The following is a 12,086-nucleotide window of genomic DNA, read 5'->3' as shown; positions in this document are numbered from 1 at the left end:
AATGTCCTCCCTGCTACGCGCAACACTGGTCGCTTTGGCCCTGCTCACCACCGCTGGCTGCACCAATAAACCGGTGCTCAACACCCAGCACGACTTGCCGGCAAACCCGCAGGTCAACGAAGAAAAGATGAAGCAGACCATTATCGCGGCCTTGAACAAACGTGAATGGGTCGTACAGCGCCTGAGCCCGCAGCTGGTGCAGGCCGAGATCAACGTGCGCAACAAATTCCACGCTGAAATCGACATCCGCTACACGGCCACCAGCTACGCCATCACCTACCGCGACAGCCGCGACCTGGGCTACAAGGACGGCAAGATCCACCGCAACTACAACCGCTGGGTGAGCATGCTGGACCGGGATATTCTGGCGGCGTTGCGCACCAATGGTGTGAGTGACAACGGGTCGGCCGCGCAGTTGTTCCAGTAGACCGGGACTTCGAAGCAGAACTGAAACACCCGCTTCCCTGTGGCGAGGGAGCTTGCTCCCGTTGGGGCGCGAAGCGCCCCTGAAACCTGCGATTGAGGGTTGTCTGGTAAAACTCAGTCGTCGGGTTTTGGGGCTGCTGCGCAGCCCAGCGGGAGCAAGCTCCCTCGCCACGGGTTATGCGTCGGTCATACCAATGCCTTACGGGTCAGCAGCTCGACAAACGCCTTGGCCATCGGCGTTTGCTGGCCCTTACGCTGCACCAGCCACACCGCCGTCACCGCTTCCTGATCCAACAGCGTGCGATACACCACGCCATCAATGCGTATCCGCTGATACGACGCCGGCAACACCGAGACACCCAACCCCGCCGCCACCAAACCGATGATGGTCATCGCCTCCCCGGCCTCCTGAGCGAAGTGCGGGCTGAAGCCGGCATCGCGCGCCAGGTTCAGCAGCTGGGCATACAAGCCGCTGCCATAAGTCCGCGGAAAAAATACAAACGGCTCTTCAGTCAATTGCGCCAGGTGCAAACCACGCTCACTGCCCTCCACCAGCGGATGCCCGGCGTTCAGCACGGCCACCAAGGGCTCGCGCATCAGTTCCACGACGCTCAGGGAATCAGGCAACGGCAACGGTCGCATCAACCCCACCTGTATCGACTCATCCACCAGCGACTCGGCCACTTCCGTGCTGCTCATCTCCTGCAAATTCAGATGCACCGCCGGGAACGCCTGGCGAAAGGCGAAGATCGCCTGTGGGATGCTGGAGTTGAATGGCGCGGAAGAAGTGAAGCCAATCTTCAACTCCCCCAGTTCACCCAGCTGTGCCCGACGCGCCACGTCCGCCGCTTTATCTACCTGCGCCAGCACCAGACGCGCCTCTTGCAGGAACAACCGGCCCGCCTCACTCAGCTCGACCCGACGATTGGTACGCTCGAACAACCGCGCCCCAATCTCCTGCTCCAGTGCCTGGATCTGCTGGCTCAGCGGCGGCTGGGAGATGCCCAGCACTTGCGCGGCGCGGCCAAAGTGCAGCTCTTCAGCCACGGCGATGAAGTAACGCAGGTGGCGCAATTCCATGAAAACCTCATTAGGTCGTAAAAGCTCTTAAACAGGTCGAACAATATATTGGAAAGAATCATTAGCGAGCTATATTCTTTTTTGCATTGTCAGCCCTGGCAGTCTTTCCTCCCCGAGGTCCCGCGTGAAATCTGCTGTCGCTCCGCTTGCTCAAGAAGTACCGCCCACCGCCCTCGATGAAGTGGTGGCACAACTCAACGAGCAGTACATCGAAAAAGGCACCCCGATGTTCATGCGCACGGTGCTGGCGCTGTTTTCCGGCGGTTTCGCCACCTTTGCCCTGCTCTACTGCGTACAGCCGATGATGCCGGCGCTGTCCCACGAATTTTCCATCAATGCTGCGCAAAGCAGCCTGATCCTCTCGGTAGCCACCGGCATGCTCGCCATTGGCCTGCTGATCACCGGTCCGATTTCCGACACCCTGGGGCGCAAGCCGGTCATGGTTGCCGCGCTGTTCTGCGCCGCGCTGGCCACCATCGCCAGCGGCCTGATGCCGACCTGGGAAGGCATCCTGCTGATGCGCGCATTGGTAGGCCTGTCCCTCAGCGGCCTGGCGGCGGTGGCCATGACCTACCTGAGCGAAGAGATCCACCCGCAACACATCGGCCTGGCCATGGGCCTGTATATCGGCGGTAACGCCATTGGTGGCATGAGCGGGCGCTTGATCATCGGCGTACTGATCGACTTCGTCAGTTGGCACACGGCGATGCTGATCATCGGCGCCCTGGCACTGATCGCGGCCACGGTGTTCTGGAAAATCCTCCCCGAATCGCGCAACTTCCGCGCCAGCACCCTGCACCCACGCAGCCTGATGGACGGCTTCACCATGCACTTCAAGGACGCCGGCCTGCCGTGGTTGTTCCTCGAAGCCTTCGTGCTGATGGGTGCCTTTGTGACGATGTTCAACTACATCGGCTACCGCTTGCTGGCTGACCCGTACGATTTGAGCCAGGCCGTGGTAGGCCTGCTGTCGCTGGTCTACCTCTCCGGGATCTACAGTTCGGCGAAAATCGGCTCCCTGGCCGACCGCCTGGGCCGCCGTCGCGTACTGTGGGCAACCATCGTGCTGATGCTCGGGGGCATCGCCCTGACGCTGTTTAATCCGCTGTGGCTGGTGGTTCCAGGCATGCTGATCTTCACCTTCGGCTTCTTTGGCGCCCACTCGGTGGCCAGCAGCTGGATCGGCCGCCGCGCGCTGAAAGCCAAGGGCCAGGCGTCGTCGTTGTACCTGTTCAGTTACTACGTCGGGTCGAGTATTGCGGGGACGGCGGGTGGTTTCTTCTGGCACTACGCCGGGTGGAACGGGATTGGCGGGTTTATCGTTGCGCTGTTGATCGTCGCGCTGCTGGTGGCGTTGAAGCTGGCGAAGCTGCCGCCGTTGCAGGAAGCCAAGGCTTAATCTCCGCGCACAAAAAAGCCCGGCATCTGCCGGGCTTTTTCATTGCCGCTCGATCACTCGTGATACTGCGCCGACAACTCATGCACCGCCCGCAGGAACGCGCCTGCGTGCTCTGGATCAACTTCCGGGGTGATGCCATGGCCGAGGTTGAATACGTGACCGCTGCCTTTGCCGTAGCTGGCGAGGATGCGGCCCACTTCAGTACGGATGGCTTCCGGCTTGGCGTACAGCACGGTTGGGTCCATGTTGCCTTGCAGCGAGACTTTGCTGCCCACGCGGCGACGGGCTTCGCCGATGTCGCAGGTCCAGTCCAGGCCTAGCGCGTCGGCGCCGGCGTCGGCGATGCTTTCCAGCCACAGGCCGCCGCCCTTGGTGAACAGAATGACCGGCACTTTGCGGCCTTCGTGTTCGCGGATCAGGCCGCTGACGATTTTGCGCATGTAGGCCAGGGAGAATTCCTGATACGCCGCCGCCGACAGGTTGCCGCCCCAGGTATCGAAGATCTGCACCGCTTGGGCGCCGGCCATGATCTGGCCGTTCAGGTAGGAGGTGACCGACTGCGCCAGCTTGTCCAGCAGCAGGTGCATGGCTTGCGGGTTGTCGTAGAGCATGGCCTTGGTCTTGCGGAAGTCTTTCGACGAGCCGCCTTCGACCATGTAGGTGGCCAGGGTCCACGGGCTGCCGGAGAAGCCGATCAGCGGCACGCGGCCATTGAGCTCGCGGTGGATGGTGCTGACCGCGTCCATCACGTAACCCAGGTCCTTGTGGGGATCGGGGATCGGCAGGGCTTCGATATCAGCCAGGGTGCTGACGACTTTCTTGAAACGCGGGCCTTCGCCGGTTTCGAAGTACAGGCCTTGGCCCATGGCATCAGGGATGGTCAGGATATCGGAGAACAGGATGGCCGCATCCAGCTGTGGATAGCGGTCCAGGGGTTGCATGGTGACTTCGCAGGCGAACTCCGGGTTCATGCACAGGCTCATGAAGTCGCCGGCGTGGGCGCGACTGGCGCGGTATTCCGGCAGGTAGCGACCGGCCTGGCGCATCATCCACACAGGGGTGACGTCCACGGGTTGCTTGAGCAGGGCACGAAGGAAACGGTCGTTCTTGAGGGCAGTCATGTCGGCATCCGCAAAAAAAGTGCGGGCATTTTCTCAGAGCGCGACGCAAAAGGCACGGCAAGAGCCGTGCCTTTTGTCTATCGGGTCAATTTGTCGCGGATATGAAAGCGCCACAAAACAAATGTGGGAGCGGGCTTGCTCGCGAAAGCGGTGGGTCAGCCAACACATCTGGTGACTGATATACCGCATTCGCGAGCAAGCCCGCTCCCACATTTTGATCCCATTTCAATCCGGGATCGGGGTCAGACCTGCAGGTAATCCAGGATACCTTCGGCGGCGTTGCGGCCTTCGAAGATGGCCGTCACTACCAGGTCAGAACCGCGCACCATGTCGCCACCGGCGAAGATTTTCGGGTTGCTGGTCTGGTGTTTGTACTGGCCTTGTTCCGGGGCTACAACGCGGCCCTGGCTGTCGGTCTGGATTTCGAACTGCTCGAACCACGGCGCCGGGCTTGGGCGGAAACCGAAGGCGATGACCACGGCGTCTGCCGGGATGATCTCTTCGGAACCCGGGATCGGCTCTGGGCTGCGACGGCCACGGGCGTCCGGTTCGCCGAGACGGGTCTCGACCACTTTCACGCCTTCAACGCGGTCCTCGCCAACGATAGCGATGGGCTGGCGGTTATAGAGGAATTTCACGCCTTCTTCCTTGGCGTTCTTCACCTCTTTGCGCGAGCCCGGCATGTTGGCTTCGTCACGACGGTAGGCACAGGTCACCGACTTGGCACCCTGGCGAATCGAAGTACGGTTGCAGTCCATCGCCGTGTCACCACCGCCCAGCACTACGACCTTCTTGCCCTTCATGTCGACAAAATCTTCCGGCGACTTTTCAAAGCCCAGGTTGCGGTTGACGTTGGCGATCAGGAAGTCCAGAGCGTCGTACACGCCCGGCAGGTCCTCACCGGCAAAGCCGCCCTTCATGTAGGTGTAGGTGCCCATGCCCATGAACACGGCATCGTATTCTTCAAGCAGTTGTTCCATGGTCACGTCTTTGCCGATTTCGGTATTGAGGCGGAACTCGATACCCATGCCGGTGAAGACTTCGCGACGATGGCTCAGTACGGTTTTTTCCAGCTTGAACTCAGGAATGCCGAAGGTCAGCAGGCCACCGATTTCCGGGTTCTTGTCGAACACCACCGGGGTCACGCCGCCACGTACCAGCACGTCGGCACAGCCCAGGCCCGCAGGGCCCGCGCCGATGATCGCGACGCGCTTGCCGGTCGGCTTGACCTTGGACATGTCCGGGCGCCAGCCCATGGCGAACGCGGTGTCGGTGATGTACTTCTCCACCGAACCGATGGTCACCGCGCCGAAGCCGTCGTTGAGGGTGCACGCACCCTCGCACAGACGGTCCTGCGGGCACACCCGGCCGCACACTTCCGGCAAGGTGTTGGTCTGGTGCGACAGCTCGGCGGCGGCGAGGATGTTGCCCTCGGCCACCAGCTTCAGCCAGTTCGGAATGAAGTTGTGCACCGGGCACTTCCATTCGCAATACGGGTTACCGCAACCCAGGCAGCGGTGGGCCTGGTCGGCCGAGTGCTGGGGTTTGAAGGGTTCGTAGATTTCCACGAACTCTTTCTTGCGTTGACGCAACAGTTTCTTCTTCGGATCTTTGCGCCCGACATCGATGAACTGGAAGTCGTTATTCAGACGTTCAGCCATGTTAAAACCTCATCAAACTCTTCAGGCGCATATCACTGCGGGTTGGCACGGATGCTGGAAAGCAACGATTTCAGGTTGGCAGCCTTGGGCTTGACCAGCCAGAAACGACGCAGGTAGTCATCGAGGTTTTCAGCGAGGTTGCGACCCCATTCGCTGTTGGTTTCCTCGACGTATTCGTCCAGCACATGCTGCAAGTGGTTGCGATAGGATTCCATCGCTTCGCCGCTGATCCGCTGGATCTCCACCAACTCGTGGTTCACCTTGTCGACGAAGGTGTTGTCCTGGTCCAGCACGTAGGCGAAACCGCCGGTCATGCCCGAACCGAAGTTGTAGCCAGTCTTGCCCAGCACCGCGACAAAACCACCGGTCATGTACTCGCAGCAGTGATCGCCCGTGCCTTCAACCACGGTGTGGGCACCGGAGTTACGCACCGCGAACCGCTCACCGGCCGTACCGGCGGCAAACAGCTTGCCGCCGGTTGCGCCGTACAGGCAGGTGTTGCCGATGATGGCACTGTCTTGAGTCTTGTAGACGCTGCCGACCGGCGGAACGATGACCAGCTTGCCGCCGGTCATGCCCTTGCCCACGTAGTCGTTGGCGTCGCCTTCGAGGTACATGTTCAGGCCACCGGCGTTCCACACGCCGAAGCTCTGGCCAGCGGTGCCCTTGAAGCGGAAGGTGATCGGCGCCTTGGCCATGCCCTGGTTGCCATGCTTGCGCGCGATTTCGCCGGAGATGCGTGCGCCGATGGAACGGTCGCAGTTGCAGATATCCAGGGCGAATTCGCCGCCGCTTGCGTCGTTGATCGACGAACTGGCCATCTCGACCATCTTCTCGGCCAGCAGGCCCTTGTCGAACGGCGGGTTGCGGTCAACCTGGCAGAACTGTGGCTTGTCCGCCGGGATGTGATCGCTGCCCAACAGCGGCGTCAGGTCCAGATGCTGTTGCTTGGCAGTCTGACCTTCGAGGATGTCCAGCAGGTCGGTACGGCCGATCAGCTCTTCCAGGGAACGCACGCCCAGCTTGGCCAGCCACTCACGGGTTTCTTCGGCGACGTAAGTGAAGAAATTCACCACCATGTCGACGGTACCGATGTAGTGGTCCTTGCGCAGCTTCTCGTTCTGGGTCGCCACGCCGGTTGCGCAGTTGTTCAGGTGGCAGATACGCAGGTATTTGCAGCCCAGGGCGATCATGGGCGCGGTGCCGAAGCCGAAGCTTTCGGCGCCGAGGATCGCGGCCTTGATCACGTCGAGGCCGGTCTTCAGGCCACCGTCGGTCTGCACCCGGACCTTGCCGCGCAGGTCGTTGCCGCGCAGGGTCTGGTGAGTCTCGGCCAGGCCCAGTTCCCACGGCGCACCGGCGTACTTGATGGAGGTCAGCGGCGAAGCGCCGGTGCCGCCGTCGTAGCCGGAGATGGTGATCAGGTCGGCATAGGCCTTGGCCACACCGGCGGCGATGGTGCCCACGCCGGCTTCTGCGACCAGTTTCACCGAGACCAGGGCCTGCGGGTTGACTTGTTTCAGGTCGAAAATCAGCTGCGACAAATCCTCGATGGAGTAGATGTCGTGGTGCGGCGGCGGCGAAATCAGGGTCACGCCCGGCACTGCATAACGCAGCTTGGCGATCAGGCCGTTGACCTTGCCGCCTGGCAGTTGCCCGCCTTCACCCGGCTTGGCGCCCTGGGCGACCTTGATCTGCAGCACTTCGGCGTTGACCAGGTATTCCGGGGTTACACCAAAACGGCCAGTAGCGACCTGCTTGATTTTCGAGCTCTTGATGGTGCCGTAGCGGGCCGGGTCTTCACCGCCTTCGCCGGAGTTGGAACGCGCACCCAGGCGGTTCATGGCTTCGGCCAGGGCTTCGTGAGCCTCAGGCGACAAGGCGCCCAGGGAAATACCGGCGGAGTCGAAACGCTTGAGGATCGATTCCAGCGGCTCGATCTCGCTGATGGCCAGCGGCGTCTCCAGGGTCTTCACCTTGAACAGGTCGCGGATCATCGACACCGGACGGTTATCCACCAGCGCGGTGTATTCCTTGAACTTGGCGTAGTCGCCCTGCTGCACGGCAGCTTGCAGGGTGCTGACCACGTCCGGGTTGTAGGCGTGGTATTCGCCACCGTGGACGAACTTCAGCAGGCCGCCTTGCTGGATCGGCTTGCGCGCGCTCCAGGCTTCGGCTGCCAGGGCTTTCTGTTCGGCTTCGATGTCGACGAAACGCGCGCCCTTGATGCGGCTTGGCACGCCACGGAAGCTCATGTCGCAGACTTCTTCCGACAGGCCGATGGCTTCGAACAGCTGTGCGCCACGGTACGACGTGACGGTGGAGATGCCCATCTTCGACAGGATCTTCAACAGGCCCTTGGTGATGCCTTTCCTGTAGTTCTTGAACACCTCGTAGAGGTCGCCCAGGACTTCACCGGTACGGATCAGGTCGCCGAGTACTTCGTACGCGAGGAACGGGTACACCGCCGAAGCGCCGAAGCCGATCAACACCGCAAAGTGATGCGGGTCGCGGGCTGTGGCGGTTTCAACCAGGATGTTGGAGTCGCAACGCAGGCCCTTTTCGGTCAGGCGATGGTGCACTGCGCCGGTGGCCAGGGAGGCGTGGATCGGCAGCTTGCCAGGGGCAATATGACGGTCGGTCAGCACGATCTGGGTACGGCCGGCGCGCACGGCTTCTTCAGCCTGATCGGCGACGTTGCGCACAGCGGCTTCAAGGCCGAGGCTCTCGTCGTAGTTCAGGTCGATGATCTGCCGGTCGAAGCCCGGGCGGTCCAGGGTCATCAACGAACGCCATTTGGCCGGGGAAATCACCGGCGAGCTGAGGATCACGCGGGAAGCGTGCTCAGGCGATTCCTGGAAAATGTTGCGCTCGGCACCGAGGCACACTTCCAGGGACATCACGATGGCTTCGCGCAGCGGGTCGATAGGCGGGTTGGTCACCTGGGCGAACTGCTGGCGGAAATAGTCGTACGGCGTGCGCACGCGCTGGGACAGCACGGCCATTGGCGTGTCATCGCCCATGGAACCGACGGCCTCGTAGCCTTGCTCACCCAATGGGCGCAGCACCTGGTCACGTTCTTCGAAGGTGACCTGGTACATCTTCATGTACTGCTTGAGCTGGTCGACGTCGTAGAAAGCCGAGCCGTGGTCGTTGTCTTCCATGGTCGCCTGGATGCGCAGGGCATTCTTGCGCAGCCATTGCTTGTACGGATGACGGGACTTCAAGCGGTTGTCGATGGCATCGGTGTCAAGGATCTGACCGGTTTCGGTGTCCACGGCGAGGATCTGGCCCGGGCCAACGCGGCCCTTGGCGATCACATCTTCCGGCTTGTAGTTCCACACGCCGATTTCCGACGCCAGGGTGATGAAGCCGTTGGTGGTGGTCACCCAGCGCGCCGGGCGCAGGCCGTTACGGTCGAGCAGGCACACGGCGTAGCGACCGTCGGTCATTACCACGCCGGCCGGGCCGTCCCACGGTTCCATGTGCATCGAGTTGTACTCATAGAACGCCCGCAGGTCGGGGTCCATGGTCTCAACGTTCTGCCACGCTGGCGGAATGATCATGCGCACGCCACGGAACAGGTCGATGCCGCCGGTGACCATCAGTTCGAGCATGTTGTCCATGCTGGAGGAGTCGGAACCCACGCGATTGACCAGCGGGCCGAGCTCTTCCAGGTCCATCAGGTCGTTGGCGAATTTGGTGCGACGGGCCACGGCCCAGTTGCGGTTGCCGGTGATGGTGTTGATCTCGCCGTTGTGGGCGAGGAAGCGGAATGGCTGGGCCAGCGGCCATTTCGGCAGGGTGTTGGTGGAGAAGCGCTGGTGGAACACGCAGATTGCGGTTTGCAGGCGCTCATCGCTCAGGTCTGGATAGAAGGCGGTCAAGTCCGCCGGCATCATCAGGCCTTTATAAATGATGGTCTTGTGGGAAAAGCTGCAGATGTAGTGGTCGGTGTCGGCGGCGTTGGCCACAGACGAGCGACGACGCGATGTGAACAGCTTGATCGCCATGTCCTGGTCGCTCAGGCCATCGCCGGCGATGAACACTTGTTCGATCTGCGGCAGGCGCTCCAGAGCCAGGCGGCCGAGTACGCTGGTGTCGATCGGCACTTTGCGCCAGCCGACCAGTTGCAGGCCAGCGGCCAGGATCTCGCGGTTCATGTTCTCGCGAGCAGCTTCGGCTTTTACCGGGTCCTGGTTGAAGAACACCATGCCCACGGCATATTGCTTGGGCAAATCAGCGCCGAAATGCTCCTTGGCGACTGCGCGCAGGAACTGGTCGGGCTTTTGAATCAGCAAGCCGCAACCGTCACCGGTCTTGCCGTCGGCGTTGATCCCACCGCGGTGGGTCATGCAGGTCAGGGCCTCGATGGCCGTTTGCAAAAGGGTATGACTGGGCTCGCCCTGCATATGGGCTATCAGGCCGAAACCGCAGTTATCCTTGAATTCATCGGGTTGGTACAGACCTGCTTTCATAGACACTTTCTCACCAGGCTGCCTCTTATTTCGAGGCAAATTTCTTTTCAATTCAACCGGTTACCTTCCACGCCGAACGTACGCCGGCTTAGCGGGGGCAAAAGGGAGGTCATTGTACACACCGACACAGACGCTCACAAATTTAGCGACGAAATGTCGCAAATCTATGTCGCATTTATGAAAGGTTTAAAGCGATATGCTGTGCTAGTCAAAACTTTTTTAATTCTGACCGCTACGACTCAAAAGCTACTGTGACGCAGACACCACAAAGCGCGCGGCCTGGAAGGCAGCACGCACTTGCGGATTTTTTTGAGGTGCCGGGAGAGGCGGCCTGGGTAAGGCCGCCGAATCTTCAGCGAGTTGTTGCCAGTTCCTGTTGGACGCTGGCGACAGTGCGAGGCCAAGGTTTACCAGCCTGAACCTTCGCTGGCAAGGCCTTGATAGCGGATTCAGCTGCTGCGCGGCTGGAGAAGTTGCCGTAAGTGATCACGAAGAGAGGCTTGCCGTTGAGCACTTTCTTGAAATAACGGTACTCGCCGCCCTGCTCTTTCACGAACGCCTGAGCGTTGGCTTCGGAGCTGGTGCCCAGGATCTGCACCACGAAGTTACCGGTAGGCTGGCTGGTGTACCAGCTGCTGCCAGCAGCGCCGGCCTTGGCCACGGTCACCGGTTTTTCAGCAGGCTTGGCGGCAGGCGCTGGTTTGGCCACCGGCGCCGGGGCTACTGGCTTCGCAGCTGGCGCTGGCTTGGCGGTAGCGACCTGAGCAGGCGCAGGCGTCGGTGCCGGTGCCGGCTTGGCCGCTGGCTGACCCGCCGGCACGCCCGCAGGTGGCGCGGTGGTGGTCACGGTCGGCGGCGTGGCGCTGGAGCCCTCTACCGGCACGCCATCGTCGCCTTCGGAAATGCCGCCAGCTTCTTCGGCAAGCGGGCCGCGCATCACTGGCTGGCCAACCATCGGCAAGTTGGTCGGTTGACCGGAGTTGGCGAATTCAACGTTCGGTGTTGGTTTGCCCAGTGGCAACTGCGCCTGTTCGGTTGGCGCGCCAGCGGTGGTCGGGGCCTTGTTGCGACCTGGAATCAACCAGGCGGCGGCGACAGCGACCACGACAACGGCAGAAATTGCCAATACGTGCTTCTTAGGCATAGTGAACCCCATCTTTGGACGCTTGACCGCAGAGCGGCTGGCAATCATGGCTTCGATCATGGCATCGCGGGCAACCTGGTTGATGGTGCCAGGCCAGCCGTCGGAGCTTTCGTGAATATCAGAGATCTGCGAAGCAGAGAAAAGTTCGATGCCCTGCCCTGCGCCTTCCAGCCGTTGGGCGAGGTATTCGCGGGTTTCTTCTTCTTCGTAAGGCTGCAGTTCGATGACGTGGAACAGTTCCTGCTCGCCGCTGATCTGCTCAAGTTCGGCAATCAGCGAAGACTCGCCGAACAGGAACACATGCGGACGACCTTCAGGCGTACCGGCCGCCAGGGCCAGCAACGCTTCCAGGGCGGATTCGTCGAGCTGCTCGGCGTCGTCCACCAGCAGGTAGACTTCCTGGCCGGTCAGGCCCAGTTGCACCACTTGCTTGAGGATCGCATTCGGCTCGGCAGTGGACACGTCCAGGGCCTGGGCCACTTGGCGCAACACGCCCGCCGCATCACCGGCACCACGGGCGGAAACCACCACGCTCTGCACCGACTGCTTGTTGGTGCTGGCCACCAGCGCCTGACGCAGCAAAGTCTTGCCGCTGCCCAGAGGGCCGGTAACCACCAGCAACAGCTGGCTGTAGCGCGCGAGGTGGTGCAACTGCCCGAGCACCGGCTTGCGTTGCGCAGGGAAAAATTTGAAACCAGGCACCCGCGGAGCAAAAGGGTCGTGGCTTAACTGGTAATGGCCGAGGAACGCCTCGTCGGCATGCAAACTAGTCATCGG

The 12,086-nt window shown here is 61.4% G+C and carries 7 protein-coding genes; 2 read left to right on the top strand and 5 right to left on the bottom strand.

Features of this window, described 5'->3' with window-relative positions; translation table 11 throughout:
• Position 1: 1 nt before the first annotated feature.
• A complete protein-coding gene (locus NVB75_RS22205; RefSeq protein ID WP_258343331.1) occupies positions 2 to 427 on the top strand; it encodes a hypothetical protein in 426 nt (141 codons plus the stop codon).
• Positions 428 to 612: 185 nt separating this feature from the next.
• Here NVB75_RS22205 and NVB75_RS22200 read toward each other — a convergent pair whose 3' ends face one another.
• Positions 613 to 1,506 carry a LysR family transcriptional regulator gene (locus tag NVB75_RS22200; protein WP_258343330.1) on the bottom strand — a complete coding sequence of 298 codons (894 nt, stop codon included), beginning with the start codon at positions 1,504 to 1,506 and terminating at the stop codon, positions 613 to 615.
• Between the two features lie 181 nt (positions 1,507 to 1,687).
• Between NVB75_RS22200 and NVB75_RS22195 the strand changes: the two genes are divergently transcribed.
• Positions 1,688 to 2,905: an MFS transporter gene (locus NVB75_RS22195; protein WP_375378950.1), complete on the top strand. Its 1,218-nt coding sequence runs from the start codon at positions 1,688 to 1,690 to the stop codon at positions 2,903 to 2,905.
• A gap of 53 nt (positions 2,906 to 2,958) precedes the next feature.
• Here NVB75_RS22195 and hemE read toward each other — a convergent pair whose 3' ends face one another.
• The 4 genes from hemE to NVB75_RS22175 all read right to left on the bottom strand — a co-directional run bounded on the left by hemE (position 2,959) and on the right by NVB75_RS22175 (position 12,083).
• Entirely contained in the window at positions 2,959 to 4,026 is a 1,068-nt protein-coding gene (gene hemE / locus NVB75_RS22190; protein WP_258343328.1) for a uroporphyrinogen decarboxylase, read from the bottom strand.
• A 242-nt stretch (positions 4,027 to 4,268) separates the two neighbouring features.
• Positions 4,269 to 5,687: an FAD-dependent oxidoreductase gene (locus NVB75_RS22185; protein ID WP_003209353.1), complete on the bottom strand. Its 1,419-nt coding sequence runs from the start codon at positions 5,685 to 5,687 to the stop codon at positions 4,269 to 4,271.
• A gap of 32 nt (positions 5,688 to 5,719) precedes the next feature.
• Positions 5,720 to 10,165 carry a glutamate synthase large subunit gene (gene gltB, locus NVB75_RS22180; protein WP_258343326.1) on the bottom strand — a complete coding sequence of 1,482 codons (4,446 nt, stop codon included), beginning with the start codon at positions 10,163 to 10,165 and terminating at the stop codon, positions 5,720 to 5,722.
• 352 nt (positions 10,166 to 10,517) lie between these two features.
• A complete protein-coding gene (locus NVB75_RS22175) occupies positions 10,518 to 12,083 on the bottom strand; it encodes an SPOR domain-containing protein (protein ID WP_258343325.1) in 1,566 nt (521 codons plus the stop codon).
• Positions 12,084 to 12,086 lie beyond the last annotated feature (3 nt).

It is taken from the genome of Pseudomonas sp. CBS (assembly GCF_024734645.1).
Classification (GTDB): Bacteria; Pseudomonadota; Gammaproteobacteria; order Pseudomonadales; family Pseudomonadaceae; genus Aquipseudomonas.
This window is presented reverse-complemented; position numbering and strand designations above follow the sequence as displayed.